An 18766-nucleotide genomic window follows, 5' to 3' on the forward strand; every position below is an offset into this window, starting at 1 on the left:
ATTCGAACATGTTTTCGAATGGAGCCATGAGATGGGAAGCGCAGGCACTGGTACCCGATACGCCTGACACCGCGGGTGCCGCTGCTCCGGCGCTGCTTCCGCTGGCAGGACTGGTGCGTTCCGTCACCACCCCCGAGTTCGCCGGCATCACGTTCCACGAGGTCACCGCCAAATCGGTGCTCAACAGGGTCCCGGCAGGGTCAAAGATGCCTTTCGAATGGACCGTCAATCCCTACCGCGGCTGCAGCCATGCCTGTGTCTACTGCTTCGCCCGCAAGTCCCACACCTACCTGGATTTCGACGCCGGGATGGACTTTGACAGCCAGGTGGTGGTGAAGGTGAATGCCGCGGAGGTCCTCCGCAAGGAACTGAACAAGGCATCCTGGACACGCCAGCAGGTGGCGCTGGGTACCAATACGGACCCCTACCAGCGGGCCGAGGGCCGGTACCGGCTCATGCCCGGCATCATTGCCGCCTTGGCGGAATCCGGCACTCCCCTGTCCATCCTCACCAAGGGAACGCTGTTGGCACGGGACATCCCGTTGCTCAAAAGGGCTGCCACGCAGGTGCCCGTGGGGCTGGGCATTTCCCTGGCCATGACGGACGAGGCCCTCTCGGAGGCCATCGAACCCGGTACCCCAGGACCCAGGGCCCGGCTGAAACTCGTCTCCCGCTTACGTGAGGCCGGACTGCCATGCGGCGTCATGGCCATGCCCATCCTGCCGTGGTTGTCGGACAGCGACGAAGCACTTGATTCCCTCTTCGCTTCCCTGGCCACTGCCGGGGCCACCGGCGTTACGGCCGGCGCCCTCTACCTGAAACCTGGCACCCGGGAGTGGTTCATGCAGTGGATTGCCAAACACCACCCCGAATTGGCCGGCCGCTACCGGCGCCTGTACGGGACGGGTTCCTACGCCTCCAAGGAGTACCGCACCTGGCTCGCCGGCAGGGTCCGCTATTTCAAGGCACGCCATGGGTTTTCGCATTCGTCCGGCTTCAGCCACCGGGACCTGGACGATCCCCGTGCCGAGGAAGCGCAGTACCCGGCAGGAAGCATTCCGGCCGGCACGAATGCCGGGCCCCCCGGCGTCCCTTCTTCGTCCCGGCCCTCGCAGCAGGACGCGCTTTTCTAGCGGCTCCGGCCCAGCGACGATCCCACGGATTCCAGCAGCGCATGGACAATCGGATAGTCGGCGGGGATCCACGGCAAGGTGAGGACAGCTTCCCGGTCCCGCAGGTCCACCCAGCGCAGTTCGTCATGGTCTTCAAGGGGCAATGGTTCGCCGTGGGTCACGTCAGCGAACCACACCCTCATACTGGCCCGGTCATTGAGGGTCCAGCCAGCCGGTGTTTCCGCATGAAGTTCCAGTCCCAGGCGCACGCCGATTCCCAGTTCCTCAGCCAGCTCCCTCACCAGCGCCGTTTCGGGTTCCTCCCCGGGCTCCACCTTGCCGCCGGGGAACTCCCACAGCCCCGCCAGGTGCTCCGGCGCGCTTCGCCGTGCCACCAACAGGGCCGCCGGATTGGCCAGCCGGTCCACCACAGCTCCGCCCACAACCTGAATCAGTCCAGTCACCGGGTCATTCTATGGGCCACAATGGAGTGTCCGGGAACAGCATTCCCGCCTTAGGAACAGTTCCTGCCGGGAATACGTCCTGCCCAGCCGGGGTTTGCCACACTGTCCGGACCGTCCTGCCCCACTGCCGTGGCATCCGTCCCTTGCGAGTCCCACGTTTCAAGAAGCAGGAATATGAGCAGCGTTCTTTCCCCGTCCACGGCAACCCGCAGCACGACCCCCAACATCGGCATGGCGATTTTCGCCCTGGCCATGGGCGGCGTAGGCATCGGCGTCACCGAGTTCACCATGATGGGCCTGCTCAAGGAAGTGGAGCAGGGCCTGGCAATTACCACTCCGCAGGCCGGCAACCTGATCTCCGCCTATGCGCTGGGGGTAGTGGTAGGCGCTCCGCTGCTGGCCGCCGTCGGCGCCAGGCTCCCCCGCAAGAAACTGGCGCTGGGGCTGCTGCTGTTCTTTACCGTGGCCAACCTGGCGTCATTCGTTGCCCCCGACTATGGCTGGATGCTGGTGTCCCGCTTTGCCGCCGGCCTGCCGCACGGAGCGTTCTTCGGCGTTGCAGCCGTCATCGCGGCTTCCCTCGTTCCGCCCACACGGCGCGGTTGGGCCATCTCCATGGTCATGGCCGGGCTCAGCGTCTCCAACGTCGTGGGAGTACCGTTCGCCACCTGGCTGGGACAGACCTTCGGCTGGCGCCTGCTGTTTGTCCTGGTCGGTGCCATCGGCCTGCTGGCACTGGCCATGGTGTGGAAATTCGTCCCCTTCCAGCACGCCCACCCCGACGCGAGCATCCGGCGCGAGCTCGGGGCCCTCAAACGGCTCCAGGTATGGCTGGCACTCCTGGTGGGCATCGTGGGTTTCGGCGGCTTCTTCGCCACCTATACCTACATCGCCCACACCATGACCTCCGTGGCCGGCATCCCCTCCACCCTGATCCCCCTTGTGGTGGCGCTCTACGGTCTTGGCATGGTGGCCGGGAACGTCGTCGGCGGCAGGCTCGCTGACAAATCCGTCATGGGCACCCTGTACCGGGTCCTCCCTGCCATCGCCGTGGCTCTGGTGGTCTATGCGGTGGCGGCGCACTGGCAGTGGAGCGCCATGGTCATGGTGTTTGTGGTGGGAGCTTCCGGTTCCATGCTCATCCCCGCTCTGCAGACCCGGCTGCTGGACGCCTCGCCGGATGCCCCATCGCTGGCATCCTCCCTCAACCATGCCGCGCTGAACGTCGCCAACGCGCTGGGAGCCTTCCTCGGCGGCCTTGTCATCGCCCTCGGGTGGGGCTTTGTTGCCCCGGCGCTGGTCGGCGCCGTCCTCGCCGTCCTTGGTTTCGGCGTCGCGCTCCTCAGCGGCCTGCTCGAACGCAAGAGGCCGCTGGCTGCCTGAGGTTATGCGCACGGAGCCCCGAAAACGGGGGCCCGCGCTGTCCTAACGATGCAGCAACGCCGTCACCCGAGCTACTGACTTTGCAGGGGGCTTATGTTAGCTTGAGCCTCATCGGGACTATTAATCCCGGTCACAATAAGGAGGAGACATGGGTTTTCTTGCTTGGATTATTTTGGGCCTCATAGTCGGGGCCATCGTTAAGGCCGTTATGCCCGGACGGGTCGGCGGCGGCTGGGTCACCAGCCTCATCCTCGGTGTCGTCGGTGCCATTGTTGGCGGCTGGATTGGCAGCCTCCTGTTCAACAAGGGCGATCTTGCCTTCTTCGACCTCGGCACCTGGATTCTCGCTATCGTCGGCGGCCTGCTTGTCGCCGGCATCTACGGAGCAGTCACCGGACGCGGAAAAGCAACCCGCGCACCCTGATCACTCTGTCTACCAACACCCCATCGGCCCCGGACTTCCGGGGCCTTTCTTTTTTTAGAAGGTCCCTGGCCTTTCCCCGAAGTTCCCGGCCGTGGCGCGTCCCTATCCGGCCTGTTCCTGCCCCACTGCAGCTGCCGCACGGCGCTGGGAGCGGGCGCTGGCGTAGAGGCATACCGTGGCCGCCGTCCCAAGGTTGAGGCTCTCGGCGGCGCCGTAGACAGGAACGGCCACCCGGTGGTCGGCCAGTTCCAGCTCCTCCGCGGAGAGTCCCTGCGCCTCGTTCCCAAAGAACCAGGCCGTGGGACCGGCGAGGTCGTACACAGACTCCGGCCCTGTTCCGGTGAGCCGGCGCCGGGCGTTCTCGTCCTGCAGGACATCAAGGTCCAGCTGCCCGTAGCCGTCGGCGGCAAGGATGCCGATGCCGCGGGCCTTGCAGGCTGCAGCGAGTTCCGCGGGATCGGCGGCCAGCACCACCGGAAGGTGGAACAGCGAACCTGCGGTGGACCGGACGGCCTTGGGGTTGTAGATGTCCACGCTGGACGTCGTGAACACCACGGCGTCGGCACCGGCGGAATCGGCCGCACGCAGGACCGTTCCCGCGTTCCCCGGGTCCCGCACCTGGCACAGCACGGCAATCAGGCGGGGCCCGGCGTCGAGCACGTCCGCCAGAGCCACGTCCACAAACCTGCAGACCGCCACTATCCCCTGCGGGTTGACGGTGTCCGCCATGGCTGCCAGGACCTCATCCGTGGCCAGCCGTGCGCTGGTGCCCTCGGAGAGCTCTTCAAATTCGGGAAAACGGTCAAGGCAGCTTTCGCTGGCGAAGACCTCAGTCACTACTCCGGGACCTCCCGCCGCAAGACGCTGCTGGTGGAGCTTGAGTGCTTCACGGACGGCCTGCGGGCCCTCGGCCAGGAACTGCCCGCGCTTTAAACGGACCGGGCGCCCTGCAAGCTTTGCCACATCCCTGACCCGATCAGCTCGGGGGTTGGAAAGTGGAAGGTCTTGCGGGCGCCCGGTTTCGTTCATATAGAAAACTGTAGTAGCTGCTGCCACCAGTTCCTGAACGGGCCCCTCAGGCGAGGGGCGGAAGCTGCTTGCCTAGGCTGCGGCTGCCTTCTTGGCGGAGGTGTCTGCCGGAAGGGAGTCCTTGGCCACCTGGACCAGCGCGGCGAAGGCGTTGGCGTCAGAGACGGCAAGCTCGGCCAGCATACGGCGGTCAACCTCGACCTCGGCGGCCTTCAGGCCCTGGATGAGGCGGTTGTAGGTGAGGCCGTTGGCGCGGGACGCAGCGTTGATGCGCTGGATCCACAGGCGGCGGAAGTCACCCTTCTTCTTCTTGCGGTCGCCGTAGCTGTACACAAACGAGTGCAGCAGCTGCTCCTTGGCCTTGCGGTACAGGCGCGAACGCTGTCCGCGGTAACCCTTTGCGCGTTCAAGAACAACCCGGCGCTTCTTGTGGGCGTTGACCGCCCTCTTCACACGTGCCACGTGCGTACTCCTTCGAAAATCTGATCCCAAGCATCTACTGCCGGTGAACCGGCGGCCTGAGAATGCTGTTTGGCAGGTGACGGACCGCCAGGCGGCGGCCCCTCATAGAACTTGGAAATTAGATGCCGAGCATCTTCCGGATGACCTTGGCGTCGCCCTTGAAGACGATCCGGTCGCCGGCAAGGCGGCGGGTCAGGCGGGAGGACTTGTGCTCCAGGTAGTGGCGGCGGTTGGCCTGCTGGCGGCGCAGCTTGCCGCTGCCGGTCAGCTTGAAGCGCTTCTTAGCACCACTGTGGGTCTTCATCTTCGGCATGGGAACCGATCTCCTTACGTTTCTGCAGGCCCGGGGGCCGCAGTTCTATCGCGCAGCCACCCCTGCGGGCAGCATGCTGGTTGCTGACTGCCGGAGGCGTACCCCGGCAGCTGTGAACTAGTTGGTCTTCTTGCCGGCCGGCTTCGGCGCTGCCTTGGGGGCAGGGCGCGCAGCAGGCTTCGGCGCAGCAGGCCTGGCCACCGGCTTGGGTGGTGCAGGCACAGCGGCCGGTTTCGGTGCCGCCGGCGCGGCGGCTTCCGGCTTGGCGGCAGCTGCAGGCCTGGGAGCCGGAGCGGCCTTCGGCGCAGCAGCCTTGGGGGCTTCCTGCTTCGGAGCTTCCTGCTTCGGCGCAGCAGCCTTGGGGGCTTCCTGCTTCGGAGCTTCCTGCTTCGGCGCAGCAGCCTTGGGGGCTTCCTGCTTCGGAGCTTCCTGCTCAGGTGCCTCAACAGCGGGCGCCTCGGCGGGGGCGTTGTCCTCGGCTACAGCCTCCGGCTCCGTGGAGACGGTGAAACCTTCGGGCAGCAGGTCCGCCAGTGACTGCGTCAAGGGGGCCTGGTCCTCGCCGGACGTGTCAACGCGTCCGGAAGCCTTGGCTTCGTTCTGGGCCTTGGCCTCGGCCCGCTGCGTGGCGCGCCGTGCCTCAGCCTTGGCTTCAGCCTTGTTCTTCAGCGGCCCAACCACCATGACCATGTTGCGGCCGTCAATGCGGGGGCTGGACTCCACCACGCCAACTTCGGCGACGTCGTCCGCGAAGCGCTGGAGCAGGCGGATGCCCATCTCCGGACGCTGCTGCTCACGGCCACGGAACTGGATCATGGCCTTGACCTTGTCCCCGGCACCGAGGAAGCGCAGGGCGTGGCCGCGCTTGGTCTCGTAGTCGTGGGTGTCGATCTTCAACCGGAAACGGATTTCCTTCAGAACAGTGTTCGTCTGGTTCTTCCGGGCCTCACGTGCCTTGACCGCGGCCTCGTACTTGTACTTGCCGAAGTCCATCAGCTTGCACACCGGAGGCTTCGCCTGAGGTGCAACTTCAACGAGATCAAGGTCGGACTCGGCAGCCAGTCGCAGGGCATCCTCAATACGGACGATTCCTACCTGTTCACCTGCAGGGCCGACCAGCCGCACCTCGGGGACGCGGATACGCTCATTGATTCTTGGCTCGCTAATGTTAAAGCTCCTGTGTTTGTTGTTGAGTCCGGCAAATAGAGAAGGCCCCCAATTGCCGGAGCAATCGAAGGCCTCAGATAGGTTGGCTCGGCAACCCCGTCAGGGCTGCACGCACACAGTCCCGGCGTGTGCCGGTCCATGCCCAACCAGATACCCGGCAACCTTACGTCCCCTGCAGGTTCCAAAGGAACGCCTGGGACAGCGGCTGACGCGGGTGGGAGAGAACTCCGCTTGCAAACTGGAAGCCATTCTACAGAAAAAATTCCCGTCAACGCCGCAAAAGCGCTGTTGGGAACCTGATCGTTTGGGACAATCTCTGAAATAACGACATCCAGTCGGTCTGTGTCAAGCTTACCAGTATGAGCACCTCAGACAGTAATTCGTACGTCTTCGAGCCCGGTGACGCAGGCGCAGACGTTTCACAACAGATCCGGGACATCTCGGAAGTCCCCGCCATCGAGGTCATCACCACGGCCGCCGTGCACCTCATGAGCGCAGCCGCGGTAAAGCTTGGCCTGGCCGCAGAAGACAACGCGGCCGAGCTGAAGGACCTGGACGAGGCCCGGAAGCTGATCACCGCCCTGGCCGGTCTGGTGACGGCAGCTGCCCCCGAAATCGGCTCGCAGCACGCCGGACCGTTGCGCGATGGGCTGCGGTCCCTCCAGCTGGCGTTCCGTGAAGAGTCGCTGATTCCGGATGCACCGGGCAAGGGCCCGGGCGAAAAGTACACCGGCGCAGTGAACTAAGGAAGAACCCACCCAAGCAGCGTCCGACGGCGGGACGGCCTTTCAAGGTCGTCCCGCCGTCGTCGTTTCCAGGCAAAGCACCCGGGGCTTGACCGGCCACTCCGTACCTGCCGTTCAGCGCGGCGGACGGAAATATCAGGCGGCGGCTTTTCGGCGGCGCTGCTGGAGGGCCAGGCCCACCAGGCACAGCACGACGCCGGCGGCGCCAACCGAAACGAAACCCCCGGACGGTCCCATGAGGTCGATGAAGATGCCGGCCAGCGGCGAGCCGAGGGCAACACCGGCGGTCAGGGCTGAGCCGTACCAGCCCATCGCCTCCCCGCGCCGTTCCTCCGACACCAGGTCCGCGACCTTTTCGGAGGCTGCGGAGAGGACGGGAGCGCAGAGCATGCCGGGCAGGATGGAAACCAGTGCCAGCGTCCAGGTGTCGTGGGCGAAGGCCATGGGCAGCGTCAGCGCCGCCATTCCCAGCAGCAGGATGACAGGCGGGATGGGCCGGTGCATGGCGCCGTAGATGAGTCCGCCCACCACCGAGGCGGCGCACCAGAAGACGAACACGATGCCGATCTCGCTCTGGCGGCCTCCGGTTTCCAGCGCCGCAACGATGCCAACGTCGGTACCGCTCAGGACCATGCCGGCGCCGGCGGCAACGGCAAAGAGTGCCGCGACCGTTGCGGTGAACCATGCGAAGCCGCCCGCCAGCCTTCCGCGCAGTCCCTCTGCCGCACGGCCGGCCGTCCCGGCCGGTGACAATTCCGCGGCGGCTTCCTGGACGTGGGCCGGAGCTGTGGCGACCACGGCGGCTTCCGCGGCATGTTGCTCATCCCCGGCGCATTCGGCGGTTTGCGCCGGACTGCGGGTGGGCGGGTTGAACCACATGAGGGACAGCCCTGCCAGGGACGTGGCCACGCCCACCACGGTCAACCCGGCAACGGTAAATCCACTGGTGGCCACCACGGCGCCGGCGGCCGGCCCGATCATGAACACCATTTCGGTGGTGATGGCGTCCAGGGCGAACGCGGTGCGGCGCTGGTCGCCCTCCGCCAGGACGCCCAGGGACTGCCGGACCACGCTGAAAATGGGCAGCGTGAGCAGGCCGCCCACGAAGACCAGTGGGAGGAGCCACTGGTAGGACACGTGCGGCACCACAGACCAGATCAGCGTCTCCGAGATCACGGACGGGATGAGTGCGGTCCGCAACCCTACGGTGTCAACGCGCCTGCCGCGCCACGGGGCGCCCAGGGCAATACCGATGGTCATGACCGCTGCGGCGGCACCGGCCGCGGCATAGCCCTGGCCAAGGGTGAGGACGATGTGCAGGGTCAGGAGCACCCCGGCCGCTGAGTGCGGGATGCGGGCGATCATGCCAACCAGCAGCAGCCGGCGGATTGGCCGGACGGCGAGCAACTCCCGGTAGAGAGCGAAATTCACGAAACGGTCCTTCAGGGTATGCCGCAGCACTGGCGGGGATCACCCATCCGGCTGCGTCTAGTCGGGAGCGCGCCTCAGTTTGATTTCCAAGGAGTCGACGCGCTCCCCAAACAATACATTCCGCGACCACTCCGCCTGGAGGTTGGCCACCAGTTCCTGGACACCGGCGGCGTCCAGGCCGTCCTCAAGGTACAGCACCACCTGAAGTTCCGGCCCGGCACCCCCGCCAGGGACTACTGCGCCATCGGCAGCACTGGAAGCCACTCCCCTGCCCGGCATAAGCCCAATGCTGCGGATGGCGGCGAACCCGGAGGCTGCGCGCGCCATTTCATCGGCCAGCTGGGGGTCGTTGTAGGAGGGGGTCCAGTCGTGCTGCTTTGCCAATGCCCAGACCCCCGGACGGCGCACCACGAACGTCACGTCGGCGCCCGGGTCCAGGACCAGGAGCTCGGCGCCTTCGGCGACTGCCGAGAGGGCAGCCCGCGCGGCGTACACGGCGACGGGCCGGGCCTCGGGATGCCAGGCGGCCAGCGCGGCGGCCGAGGTGAAGGCGGGGAGGGCAGTCCTGCCGTCAGCCGCCTTCAGCGTTACCAGCGCCATGTCCGCCTGCTTGTCAGCGTGCAGTCCGTGGGCTGTTTCCGACTCTTCAGCCAGCTGCGCAACAATCGGAATGAAGACCCGGGCCGTTGCCAGGGCGGCCACGACGCCCGCTTCATCGCCTGCCCCTTGCCGGAGCGCGTCCAGGGCGGCGAGGTAGCCGGCGTCGGCCGTTCCGTCGTCGTCCTCGAAGTTGTGGATCCTGCCGTCGTCACCGGCCAGGCTGCGTCCTGCCCATGGCTGGCCCGCCGAATCCGTGGCGCCACCAGCGCCGGACAGGGCTGCCGCGATATGTCCGGGCAGCTGGCGTGCTGGCTGCCGCCCTGGCTCCTCGACGTTAGGCATGGGGTCGATGTCCGCCGGGTCAGCGCCGGCCGGCGACGTCGAGGGCTTCGGGCAGCGTGAAGGCTCCGGCGTACAGGGCCTTGCCCACAATCGCGCCTTCCACGCCCAGCGGGACCAGGGACCGGAGGACCTTCAGGTCGTCCAGGCTGGAGATGCCGCCGGAAGCCACAACCGGCTTGCCGGTCTTTTCCACCATCTGGCGGAGGAGTTCGACGTTGGGGCCCTGCAGAGTGCCGTCCTTGGTCACGTCGGTCACGACGTAGCGGGAGCAGCCGGCCTCTTCGAGACGGCCAAGGACCTCCCAGAGGTCCCCGCCTTCCTTGGTCCAGCCGCGGCCGGCGAGGGTTGTTCCGCGGACGTCGAGGCCCACGGCGATTTTGTCGCCAAAGCGTTCGATGGCCCGGCGGGTCCACTCCGGGTTCTCCAGTGCTGCCGTTCCCAGGTTGACCCGGGCCACGCCCAGGTCAAGGGCGGCTTCCAGTGTTTCGTCGTCGCGGAGGCCTCCGGAGAGCTCCACCTTGATGTCCAGCCGGCCCACGACTTCCCGGAGCAGGTCTGCGTTGGAGCCGCGGCCGAAGGCGGCGTCCAGGTCCACCAGGTGCACCCATTCGGCGCCTTGCTGCTGCCAGTTCAGCGCAGCTTCAAGGGGGGTGCCGTAGCTGGTTTCACTGCCCGCCTCGCCCTGGACCAGCCGGACGGCCTGGCCGTCGACGACGTCGACGGCTGGCAGCAGTTCAAGTACCGGCAGGTCATGTGCGGTGGTCATACTCATCCTCGGTGTCGATTTCGGTGCGGAAAGCAGGTCGCTGGGTCCGCGATGCTGTTGGGTGAAGTTGGCGGCCCTCGCGCTGTGGGCTGTGGTCAGTTTGCCGGCAGTGTCAGCAGGTAGGCCGCCACCAGTGACATGGCGGCCAGAACGTGGAACGCCACCTGTGTCCAGAGTGGCTTGCGCTGCTGCCGGAATGAGATGCCGCCACCGATGAGGATGCCGGCGAGGCCCATCAGGAGTACCGACCACATCTAGGCGTCACTGCCGGCGTCCGCCGGTGCTGCAGCGGATTGACCGCCGGCCGGTTTCCGCAGGCCTTCCACCCAGTTGCGCAGGAGCCGCGCACCGGCGTCGCCGGACTTTTCGGGGTGGAACTGGGTGGCGCAGAGGGGGCCGTTCTCGACGGCGGCGATGAAGGGGCCGCCGTGTTCGGACCAGGTGACCAGGGGCGGCGCCATCCGTGGCTGGATGACGTCGAAGTTCCATTCCTGCACGCCGTATGAGTGCACGAAGTAGAAGCGTTCGTTTTCGACCCCGGCAAAGAGTTTGGAGCCTTCCGGCACCTTGACCGTGTTCCAGCCCATGTGCGGAACCACCTCCGCGGGGAGGGCCTCTACCTTGCCGGGCCATTCGCCAATGCCTTCGGCTTCGGTGCCGTGTTCCACTCCGGCTTCAAAAAGGACCTGGAGGCCCACGCAGATTCCAAGCACGGGGCGTCCGCCTGCCACCCGCCTGCCGATCAGCCTGATGCCGTCCACGGCCTTGAGTTCGCGCATGACGGTCTCGAACGCACCTACGCCCGGAACCACCAGGCCGTCCGCGTTCAGTACATCCTCGGGCTTGGCGCTCAGGACTACTTCCGCGCCGGCACGTTCCAGTGCCCGGACTGCGGACCTGACGTTCCCGGAACCGTAATCGAGCACGGTGACCGTGGGTTTGCCCTCAGGTGAAGGCAGCTTGCCTGATGCTGACGGATCGATGATCGCCCCGTCTTTGAGGACCTGGCCGCTCACAGCGCCCCCTTGGTGGAGGGGATGCCTTCAACCCGGGGATCGGGTTCGACGGCGGCGCGGAGGGCGCGGGCGAAGGCTTTGAACTGTGCCTCGACGATGTGGTGCGGGTCCCGTCCGGCCAGCACGTTCATGTGCAGGCAGATGCCGGCGTGCAGTGTGATGGCTTCGAAGACGTGGCGGGTCAGGGAACCGGTGAAGTGGCCGCCGATCAGATGGTACTCCTGCCCGGCCGGCTCGCCCCCGTGCACCAGGTACGGGCGTCCGGACACGTCCACCACAGCGTTCGCAAGCGCTTCGTCCAGCGGAACGGTGGCCTCACCGAACCGGCGGATCCCGGCCTTGTTCCCGAGGGCGGTCCGCAGGACCTCGCCGAAGGTGATGGCCACGTCCTCAACAGTGTGGTGGACGTCGATGTGGGTGTCACCCGTGGCCTTGACCGTCATGTCGATCAGGGAGTGCTTGCACAGGGCCGTGAGCATGTGGTCGTAGAACGGCACGGAGGTATCGATGTCCGATACGCCGGTTCCATCGAGGTTGATCTCCACGAGCACGGAGGACTCGCTGGTGGCACGCTCCATGCGGGCGGTCCGGGCCGCAGCCGTATTCGATCCGGTGGGACTCATGGTGAAGGATCCTTTGTGGGAGAAGAAGTAGTTCAAGGCGCCCAGCGCCGCAGTATCAAGTCTAGGCGGGAAGCGCGGCCTGGCCCGCAAGGATGCGTTCCAGGGAGGTAAGGAAGGCTGTGGTTTCCGCCTCAGTGCCTGCGGTGACCCGAAGGTGGCCGGGGATGCCCACGTCGCGGATGAGCACTCCGGCGTCCAGCAGCTCCTGCCATACCTGGTGCGGATTTTCCAGGCCCCCGAAGAACACGTAGTTGGAGTCCGAGGCGGCAGGCTTGAGGCCCATCCTGGTCAGTTCGGCCACAATGCGGTCCCGCTGCGCCTTGATGTCCTGGACATCGGCCATCAGTGCCTCGCGGTGTTGGAGCGCGGCCAGTGCGGTTGCCTGGGTAATCGCGGACAGGTGGTACGGAAGGCGCACCAGCCGCAGGGCATCGGTGACCTCCGGGGCCGCGGCCATGTAGCCGAGGCGGGCGCCGGCGAGTGCGAAGGCCTTGCTCATGGTGCGGGAAACTATCAGCCGCTCCCGGCCGGGCAGCAGGGTCAGGGCGCTGGGCGTGCCGTCATGCGCGAACTCGTGGTAGGCCTCGTCGACGATCACCACGGTCTGGCTGTCCTCGCCGGCGTCATAGACAGCCTCCACAACGTCAAGCCCCAGGCCGGTCCCCGTGGGGTTGTTGGGCGAGCAGAGGAAGACGATGTTGGGCCGCAGCTCCTCGACCTGCCGGGCGGCGGATTCGGCGCTCAGGTCGTAGCCTTCCGAGCGCACTCCCGTGATGTATTGGGTGTCGGTTCCGCTGGCGAGCAGGGGGTACATGGAGTACGTGGGTGGAAAGCCCAGGGCGGTGCGGCCGGGGCCGCCGAAGGCCTGGAGGATCTGCTGCAGGACCTCGTTGGAGCCGTTGGCTGCCCAGAGGTTTGATTCGTCGAGCCCGTGCCCCAGGTATTCCGCGAGAGCTTTCCGCAGGTCGGTGAATTCCCTGTCCGGGTACCGGTTGAGGCCTGCAGCTGCTTCCGTGACCGCCGCGCTGATGGCGGCGCGCACGTCCGCCGGAACACCATGGGTGTTCTCATTGACGTTCAGCAAAATGGGAACGTCCAGTTGGGGTGCCCCGTAGGGGGTCAGCCCGCGAAGATTGCTGCGGAGGGGAAGTCGGTTCAGACGCTCTAGCTGGTCGTTCACCTGAACAGTTTAGTTGCCGCGGCAACTACCGGAAAATGTGACGGATTCTGTTCGCCACCGGCGTTGCTGTCCCGGTCATCTTTCTCAAAGGCCAACACCAGGTGCCGCTCAGTGCGTGGGGACGAACAGCTGCTGCCCCGGCAGCACAGCGGCGGCCGGAAGGTTGTTGAGCTGGACGATGTCCGCCACCACGTCCCGGGCATCGCGGTCCGGAGCAACAGCGCCTGCGATGCTCCACAACGACTGGCCCGCCTGCACCGTCACGGTGACCGTCGGCGTCACGGCCAAATCCGCAGCTGAATCGGATGCCTTGGCCGGTGCGTTGAAAAGTCCGGACAGGGACAGCAGGAGTACCGCGAGGAGCACAAGCGGAACTCCGATCAGGACGATCCGCCCCCGGCGGGTCAGCCGCAGGGGCGCTGCTGACGGCGTCCGGCGCTGCGAGGGCTTCCGGGTCTGCAGGGAAACGCGGTGCGTAGGTGAAACCTGGTGAAGAGATAAAGCTGACATGAACTAAGCCCTCCTGGACCTGCCGTGCTGCCCGGGTGTCCGCCCGCTGCCGCCCTGCCGTTCACACCGTGTCCGGAGCTCCTCCGGCCATGTTTTCGAACGGGGCAATCGCTGGTTAGAACACATGTTCGAACTTTGCTTGTTAAGTTTTAGCACCTATCAACGAACAATGTCGAGACTCGCTAGAACAAATGTTTGAAAAAGCAATGTGGCTGGCCTAGCTTTGAACCAAAGAACAACCACCACTGAAGTTGAACAGCAGGGTCTGACAATGACAGTGGGAGTCCTTCCGGCGGCGCTGTGGAACAGGCCGCAACGGAAGATCCGGCGGCAAGCGAAAGGCATTGGCGAATATGGCAGCAGCAGCCGCCGGGGGCAGGACCGCCCCGCAACCCAGGAAGACCGCCAAGGGCTTGACCCCCCGGCAGAAGAAGATCCTCGAAACCATCCAGCGCTCGGTCAATGACAACGGCTACCCGCCCTCCATGCGGGAGATCGGCGACACGGTTGGCCTGGCCAGCCTGTCCAGCGTGACCCACCAGCTCTCGCAGCTGGAGAAGCTGGGTTACCTGCGGCGCGACCCCAAACGGCCGCGGGCCATGGAGGTGCTGATGCCCCTCACGCTGGACAGCGGAAGCAATGCCGCCGGCGCCTCCCCCGCGCCGCAGGCCACGGGCGGCGGTGCCACGGTAACGGAGCTGCCCACCGCGCTGGATACGGCCATGGTTCCGCTGGTTGGCCGGATTGCTGCCGGCGGTCCCATCCTCGCTGAGCAGCTCGTGGAGGATGTCATGCCGCTCCCCCGCCAGCTGGTCGGCCAGGGCGAGCTCTTCATGCTTAGGGTGGCCGGCGACTCCATGGTGGATGCCGCCATCTGTGACGGTGACTGGGTGGTGGTGCGGCGCCAGGCGGACGCAGCCAACGGGGACATCGTTGCTGCCCTGCTGGATGACGAGGCAACCGTCAAGACATTCCGCCAGCGCGACGGCCACACCTGGCTGCTGCCCCAAAACACGCAGTACGAACCCATTCTGGGCGACCATGCCACCATCATGGGCAAGGTTGTCTCGGTCCTGCGTTCCCTCTGACCGGGTCTCCCGCGAAGGGACGGCCTGCCGGAAATTGCACGGCGGCTGCCCCCGCTGGCGTCGTTCGCCTGCCGGGCCCTACGTGGCCGCGTCCGCGCCCAGCCTGGCCAATGCCGCCAGCGCCTTGCTGCGGTCCGTGGTAGCCCAGAACGGCGGCAGAGCGCCGCGGAGGAATCCGGCGTAGCGCTCTGTTGCCAGCCGGGAATCCAGAACGGCCACCACGCCCTTGTCTCCCGTGGACCGGATCAGGCGGCCGGCACCCTGGGCCAGCCTGATGGCGGCATGCGTGGCCGAGACGGACATGAAGCCGTTTCCGCCGGCCTGGGCCACGGCACGCGAACGCGCGGTCATCAGCGGATCATCCGGCCTGGGGAACGGGATGCGGTCGATCACCACCAGGCGGCAGGAGCCTCCCGGAACGTCAACCCCCTGCCACAGGGACATAGTCCCGAAGAGGCAGGTGTCCGGTTCGTCGGCGAACTGCTTCACCAAAGCGGTCATGGTCGACTCGCCCTGGCAGAGGACAGTCACATCGAGCTTCGGCCGCAGGGCGTCGGCAGCCTCTTCGGCAGCCCGTCGGGATGAAAACAGGCAGAGGGCACCCCCGCCGGACGCTTTGATGAGCGCTTCCAGTTCCTCCAGCGCCTCCGGCGAAACGCCGCGGCCCGGCTTTGGCAGGTGGCCGGCCACGTAGAGGATGCCCTGTTTCGGGTAGTCGAAGGGCGAGCCGACATCCACACCCGTCCAGCTGGGTGCGCCGTCGCCGATAAGGCCCAGTCCCCCGGCCGCGGGTTCAAATGCCGAGCCAATGGCGAGGGTTGCGGACGTCAGCACGACGGTGTGCCCGGCGAAGAGTCCTTCCCGGAGCCTGCCTGCCACGGACAGCGGCGCGATGTTGACCAGCACCGGGGCATTGTCATCGGGCTGGGAATATCCCTGGCCGGGATCGAACGTGCCGGCCCGGGAAAACCACACGACCTCGCGGTTTTCACGGGCAGCAATAAGCCGCTCACACAATTCCAGGATGAGCATGAGGCGGGACCGGGCCAGCTGGCGGCCGCCGTCGGCCGTGGCGTTGCTGTCCCCCTTGGAATCGGACAACGCGGCCCGGCACGCCTCCCGCAACTGGTCCATGCAGTCCAGCTGTTCGTCGTTCAGCCCGTTGGGAAGCAGGCCGCTGGGCGCACCGGCGAGGGCCAGTTCAAGGTTTGCGGCTGCGGCGTTCAGCGCGTCCACCGTGATGGCGGTATGTTTGCGGGCGCCGGAAGCGGCAGCGTGGACCATGGCCACCGACAGCTGACCGGACACGGCTCCGGTGACCCGGTCCTGCAACTCGTGCGCTTCATCCACCACCACGACGTCGTACTCGGGCAGGACTGCAAGTCCTTCGAAGGCGCTGACGGCCAGCATGGCGTGATTCGTCACCACCACATCTGCCTCGGCTGCGTCCTGCCGGGCCAGCTCGCTGAAGCACTCGGCGGCCATGGGGCACTTTTGGGCCCCCAGGCACTCCATGGAAGTGACGGAGACCTGGCGCCAGGCACGGTCCGTCACACCCGGCAGGAGCTCATCCCGGTCCCCGGTGGCCGTCTTCTCCGCCCACTCGCGGAGCCGCACCACCTCCTTGCCAAGCTGGGACGAGGGTCCGCCCACGGAGGCGGCAAAGTGCGGGACGCTGGTGTCTTCGCCCAAAGAGAAAAGCTGACCCTCGGAAGGCTCCTCGGAGGGGAACCCGCCTTCCAGTTTGTGCCGGCAGACATAGTTTGACCGGCCTTTCACCAAGGCAACCTTGACCGGCCGTTCCAGGGCCGGGGTGATGTTCTTCAGCAGCCGCGGCAGGTCCCTGCCAACAATCTGGGTTTGCAGGGCCAGCGTGGCCGTGGACACCAGAGCGGGCTTGTTGCTCTCCAGGGCGTGGGCGATGAGCGGCACCAGGTAGGCCAGCGACTTGCCCGTGCCCGTGCCCGCCTGGACCAGCAGGTGGTTGCCGGTTTTGATGGCCCGGGCCACCTGCCGGGCCATCTCGTGTTGTCCGGTGCGGCTTTGTCCGCCCATGCCGGCGACGGCGCGGTCGAGCAGTTCGATGACGAACTGCTCGCCGGCCGTCTGCGCGGTTTCGCCGGCGGCGGGGTCACTCATTGACGATGAATGGTTCCAGTTCGGACGCCAGGCCCTCGCGGACCTTCACCGCAGCCCTGGTACCTGCCTCAACGTGGTCAACGCTGAGGATTTCAGCGTCGGACTCATGGAGCTTGCTGACCAGGTCTCCGCGGTCATACGGGATGAGGAGTTCCATCTTGACCGAAGGCCGGGGAATGGCTTCGCTGATGGCCTTCAGCAGTTCCGGGATGCCCTCACCCGTCCGGGCCGAGACCACCACATGCCGCGGTTCGCGCTGCTTCAGGCGCTCCACCACGAACGGGTCAGCTGCATCAGCCTTGTTCAGCACGATGATCTCCGGCACCTTGCGGGCATCAACTTCGCTGAAGACCTTCCGGACGGCGGCGATCTGCCCTTCGGGGTCCGGATGCGACACGTCCACCACGTGCAGGATCAGATCCGAGTCCGCCACTTCCTCGAGGGTCGAACGGAAGGCCTCCACCAGCTGGGTGGGCAGCGAACGGACGAATCCGACGGTGTCGGCCAGGGTGTATCCCAGGCCGTCCGCGGTTTCCGCCTTGCGGACGGTGGGATCCAGGGTGGCGAACAGTGCGTTCTCCACGAGGACTCCGGCGTCCGTAAGCCGGTTCAGCAGTGAGGACTTGCCGGCGTTGGTATACCCGGCAATCGCCACGGAGGGCACTTCATTACGACGGCGGTTGGCCCGCTTGGTCTCGCGTGCCGGCTTCATTGCGGCGATTTCACGCCGCAGCTTCGCCATGCGGGTACGGATCCGGCGCCGGTCCAACTCGATCTTGGTTTCACCAGGACCTCGGGAGCCCATGCCGGCGGCAGCGCCACCCACCTGGCCACCGGCCTGGCGGGACATCGACTCACCCCAGCCGCGGAGGCGCGGAAGCAGGTACTCGAGCTGCGCGAGCTCCACCTGCGCTTTGCCTTCACGGCTCTTGGCATGCTGGGCGAAGATGTCAAGGATCAGCGCCGTGCGGTCGATGACCTTGACCTTAACGATGTCCTCAAGTCCGCGGCGCTGGGAAGGCGCAAGTTCAGCGTCCACCACCACCGTGTCCGCGCCCGTGGACATGACGATGTCCTTGAGCTCCAGTGCCTTGCCTGACCCCAGGAAGGTTCCCGGGTCCGGCTTGTCACGGCGTTGCACCATGCCATCCAGGACCTCCGAACCGGCGGTCTCGGCGAGGGCTGCCAGCTCACGCAGCGAGTTTTCGGCGTCGGCAAGCGTTCCCTCGGACCAAATCCCGGCCAGGACCACGCGCTCCAGGCGCAGCTGGCGGTATTCAACCTCGGTGACGTCTTCGAGCTCGGTGGACAGGCCTGCCCTTCGGCGCAGCGCGCGCCGTTCCTCGAGGTCCTGCTGGTCGCCGTCGTATGTTGAGTGTTCTTCGTCGAGCCGGGAAATGGCCTGCGCCTTGCCGAGCACCGCTTTTCCATTGCCGCTGCTCTCACCGCCGGGCGTGCTGACAGTCTTGGCCGGGACGTCCTTGGCGAGGATCCGGTCGATAACAGCCTGGATTTCCTGCGGACTCATGTCCTGGGCGGCTGGATCGGAACCGGTGTTGGGCTGGCTGGTCATGGTCTCCTTTGAAGATTCGGCAATTCCAGAATAGTGCTGATTGCTTGGAAGTTGGAACGTATTCGCGCTGGGCTGACGGCCTGCGGTCATGCAATTCTCCTGGTTGTCTCGCGGCCGGCTGCGATGCCGGGGCCGGGATGCCGCGGCAGAAGGGCGGCAGGGCTAAAAAGGCCGGAAAAATAGCGGGAAGTGCAGCAGGAGGCTGACTTTCGAGTATCGTCCGGCGGCCGGGCAGAACAGATGCGTCTGGCCGGTGCACAAGCGGAAGGCTGAAAAACCTGCATCGCTGCGGGACGGGCTGTCGCTGGAGGACAGGCTGCGGGGACGGGCGTGGCCCGTGCCGGCTACTCGAAGATCAGGAACATGCCATCCAGCGTAGCAGAGGGGGTTCTGCACGG

The 18766-nt window shown here is 66.1% G+C and carries 20 protein-coding genes; 5 read left to right on the forward strand and 15 right to left on the reverse strand.

Features of this window, described 5'->3' with window-relative positions; genetic code table 11:
- Positions 1-26 precede the first annotated feature (26 nt).
- Positions 27-1133, forward strand: a complete 1107-nt coding sequence (locus FB478_RS09865) for an Rv2578c family radical SAM protein (RefSeq protein WP_018771569.1) — start codon at positions 27-29, stop codon at positions 1131-1133.
- Here the strand turns inward: FB478_RS09865 and FB478_RS09870 are convergent.
- The gene (locus FB478_RS09870) at positions 1130-1576 is read right to left on the reverse strand and encodes a (deoxy)nucleoside triphosphate pyrophosphohydrolase (RefSeq protein ID WP_144600333.1); all 447 of its coding nucleotides are present in this window, start codon (positions 1574-1576) and stop codon (positions 1130-1132) included. The genes FB478_RS09865 and FB478_RS09870 overlap by 4 nt on opposite strands.
- 174 nt (positions 1577-1750) lie before the next feature.
- Here FB478_RS09870 and FB478_RS09875 point away from each other — a divergent pair, with 174 nt between their 5' ends.
- Both FB478_RS09875 and FB478_RS09880 read left to right on the forward strand, forming a co-directional pair.
- Entirely contained in the window at positions 1751-2959 is a 1209-nt protein-coding gene (locus tag FB478_RS09875; protein ID WP_056390891.1) for an MFS transporter, read from the forward strand.
- Positions 2960-3107: 148 nt separating this feature from the next.
- Positions 3108-3383 (forward strand): GlsB/YeaQ/YmgE family stress response membrane protein, encoded by a 276-nt coding sequence (locus FB478_RS09880; protein WP_018771572.1) that lies wholly within the window; start codon positions 3108-3110, stop codon positions 3381-3383.
- A gap of 102 nt (positions 3384-3485) precedes the next feature.
- Here the strand turns inward: FB478_RS09880 and FB478_RS09885 are convergent, their stop codons facing one another.
- From FB478_RS09885 to infC, 4 genes are all read right to left on the reverse strand, one after another.
- Complete coding sequence (locus FB478_RS09885) at positions 3486-4412, reverse strand: RNA methyltransferase (protein WP_018771573.1); 927 nt, start codon at positions 4410-4412, stop codon at positions 3486-3488.
- 72 nt (positions 4413-4484) lie between these two features.
- Positions 4485-4874 (reverse strand): 50S ribosomal protein L20, encoded by a 390-nt coding sequence (gene rplT, locus FB478_RS09890; RefSeq protein WP_018771574.1) that lies wholly within the window; start codon positions 4872-4874, stop codon positions 4485-4487.
- Positions 4875-4992: 118 nt separating this feature from the next.
- Positions 4993-5187: a 50S ribosomal protein L35 gene (gene rpmI / locus FB478_RS09895; RefSeq protein ID WP_018771575.1), complete on the reverse strand. Its 195-nt coding sequence runs from the start codon at positions 5185-5187 to the stop codon at positions 4993-4995.
- Between the two features lie 117 nt (positions 5188-5304).
- Positions 5305-6312 (reverse strand): translation initiation factor IF-3, encoded by a 1008-nt coding sequence (gene infC / locus FB478_RS09900; RefSeq protein WP_056390893.1) that lies wholly within the window; start codon positions 6310-6312, stop codon positions 5305-5307.
- Positions 6313-6713: 401 nt separating this feature from the next.
- On the opposite strand from infC, the gene FB478_RS09905 reads away from it, so the two are divergent.
- Positions 6714-7100 carry a DUF1844 domain-containing protein gene (locus FB478_RS09905; protein WP_018771577.1) on the forward strand — a complete coding sequence of 129 codons (387 nt, stop codon included), beginning with the start codon at positions 6714-6716 and terminating at the stop codon, positions 7098-7100.
- A gap of 135 nt (positions 7101-7235) precedes the next feature.
- On the opposite strand, the gene FB478_RS09910 is transcribed toward FB478_RS09905, so the two are convergent.
- From FB478_RS09910 to FB478_RS09940, 8 genes are all read right to left on the reverse strand, one after another.
- Positions 7236-8531 carry an MFS transporter gene (locus FB478_RS09910; protein WP_144600335.1) on the reverse strand — a complete coding sequence of 432 codons (1296 nt, stop codon included), beginning with the start codon at positions 8529-8531 and terminating at the stop codon, positions 7236-7238.
- Between the two features lie 57 nt (positions 8532-8588).
- On the reverse strand, positions 8589-9473 hold the full coding sequence (locus FB478_RS09915; RefSeq protein ID WP_144600337.1) for an SseB family protein: 885 nt from the start codon (positions 9471-9473) through the stop codon (positions 8589-8591).
- Positions 9474-9492: 19 nt separating this feature from the next.
- Positions 9493-10239 carry a bifunctional 1-(5-phosphoribosyl)-5-((5-phosphoribosylamino)methylideneamino)imidazole-4-carboxamide isomerase/phosphoribosylanthranilate isomerase PriA gene (gene priA, locus FB478_RS09920; protein ID WP_144600339.1) on the reverse strand — a complete coding sequence of 249 codons (747 nt, stop codon included), beginning with the start codon at positions 10237-10239 and terminating at the stop codon, positions 9493-9495.
- A gap of 95 nt (positions 10240-10334) precedes the next feature.
- The gene (locus FB478_RS21125; RefSeq protein ID WP_018771581.1) at positions 10335-10493 is read right to left on the reverse strand and encodes a hypothetical protein; all 159 of its coding nucleotides are present in this window, start codon (positions 10491-10493) and stop codon (positions 10335-10337) included.
- Positions 10494-11255, reverse strand: coding sequence for an imidazole glycerol phosphate synthase subunit HisH (hisH, locus tag FB478_RS09925; protein ID WP_018771582.1), 762 nt, complete (start codon positions 11253-11255; stop codon positions 10494-10496).
- Positions 11252-11878 carry an imidazoleglycerol-phosphate dehydratase HisB gene (gene hisB, locus FB478_RS09930; RefSeq protein WP_018771583.1) on the reverse strand — a complete coding sequence of 209 codons (627 nt, stop codon included), beginning with the start codon at positions 11876-11878 and terminating at the stop codon, positions 11252-11254. The genes hisH and hisB overlap by 4 nt, the downstream gene beginning before the upstream one ends.
- Positions 11879-11939: 61 nt before the next feature.
- A complete protein-coding gene (locus tag FB478_RS09935; protein WP_026266116.1) occupies positions 11940-13058 on the reverse strand; it encodes a histidinol-phosphate transaminase in 1119 nt (372 codons plus the stop codon).
- 108 nt (positions 13059-13166) lie between these two features.
- The gene (locus FB478_RS09940; RefSeq protein ID WP_081620253.1) at positions 13167-13568 is read right to left on the reverse strand and encodes a LysM peptidoglycan-binding domain-containing protein; all 402 of its coding nucleotides are present in this window, start codon (positions 13566-13568) and stop codon (positions 13167-13169) included.
- 353 nt (positions 13569-13921) lie between these two features.
- Here FB478_RS09940 and lexA point away from each other — a divergent pair, with 353 nt between their 5' ends.
- Positions 13922-14656: a transcriptional repressor LexA gene (gene lexA, locus FB478_RS09945; protein WP_018771586.1), complete on the forward strand. Its 735-nt coding sequence runs from the start codon at positions 13922-13924 to the stop codon at positions 14654-14656.
- A gap of 78 nt (positions 14657-14734) precedes the next feature.
- On the opposite strand, the gene FB478_RS09950 is transcribed toward lexA, so the two are convergent.
- The gene (locus tag FB478_RS09950; RefSeq protein ID WP_018771587.1) at positions 14735-16795 is read right to left on the reverse strand and encodes an ATP-dependent DNA helicase; all 2061 of its coding nucleotides are present in this window, start codon (positions 16793-16795) and stop codon (positions 14735-14737) included.
- Positions 16788-18368, reverse strand: a complete 1581-nt coding sequence (hflX, locus tag FB478_RS09955) for a GTPase HflX (RefSeq protein WP_018771588.1) — start codon at positions 18366-18368, stop codon at positions 16788-16790. The genes FB478_RS09950 and hflX overlap by 8 nt, the downstream gene beginning before the upstream one ends.
- Positions 18369-18766: the final 398 nt, after the last annotated feature.

The sequence above is a fragment of the Arthrobacter sp. AG367 genome (assembly GCF_007828995.1).
Lineage (GTDB): Bacteria > Actinomycetota > Actinomycetes > Actinomycetales > Micrococcaceae > Arthrobacter.

Bases quoted from the DNA above. Each gene is read 5' to 3' on its own strand.
- hflX (WP_018771588.1), bottom strand. From the start codon at position 18,368: ATGACCAGCCAGCCCAACACCGGTTCCGATCCAGCCGCCCAGGACATG.
- lexA (WP_018771586.1), top strand. From the start codon at position 13,922: ATGGCAGCAGCAGCCGCCGGGGGCAGGACCGCCCCGCAACCCAGGAAG.
- FB478_RS09880 (WP_018771572.1), top strand. From the start codon at position 3,108: ATGGGTTTTCTTGCTTGGATTATTTTGGGCCTCATAGTCGGGGCCATC.
- FB478_RS21125 (WP_018771581.1), bottom strand. From the start codon at position 10,493: ATGTGGTCGGTACTCCTGATGGGCCTCGCCGGCATCCTCATCGGTGGC.
- FB478_RS09950 (WP_018771587.1), bottom strand. From the start codon at position 16,795: ATGAGTGACCCCGCCGCCGGCGAAACCGCGCAGACGGCCGGCGAGCAG.
- FB478_RS09905 (WP_018771577.1), top strand. From the start codon at position 6,714: ATGAGCACCTCAGACAGTAATTCGTACGTCTTCGAGCCCGGTGACGCA.
- FB478_RS09940 (WP_081620253.1), bottom strand. From the start codon at position 13,568: ATGTCAGCTTTATCTCTTCACCAGGTTTCACCTACGCACCGCGTTTCC.
- priA (WP_144600339.1), bottom strand. From the start codon at position 10,239: ATGACCACCGCACATGACCTGCCGGTACTTGAACTGCTGCCAGCCGTC.
- FB478_RS09885 (WP_018771573.1), bottom strand. From the start codon at position 4,412: ATGAACGAAACCGGGCGCCCGCAAGACCTTCCACTTTCCAACCCCCGA.
- rpmI (WP_018771575.1), bottom strand. From the start codon at position 5,187: ATGCCGAAGATGAAGACCCACAGTGGTGCTAAGAAGCGCTTCAAGCTG.
- FB478_RS09915 (WP_144600337.1), bottom strand. From the start codon at position 9,473: ATGCCTAACGTCGAGGAGCCAGGGCGGCAGCCAGCACGCCAGCTGCCC.
- hisB (WP_018771583.1), bottom strand. From the start codon at position 11,878: ATGAGTCCCACCGGATCGAATACGGCTGCGGCCCGGACCGCCCGCATG.
- FB478_RS09875 (WP_056390891.1), top strand. From the start codon at position 1,751: ATGAGCAGCGTTCTTTCCCCGTCCACGGCAACCCGCAGCACGACCCCC.
- FB478_RS09865 (WP_018771569.1), top strand. From the start codon at position 27: ATGAGATGGGAAGCGCAGGCACTGGTACCCGATACGCCTGACACCGCG.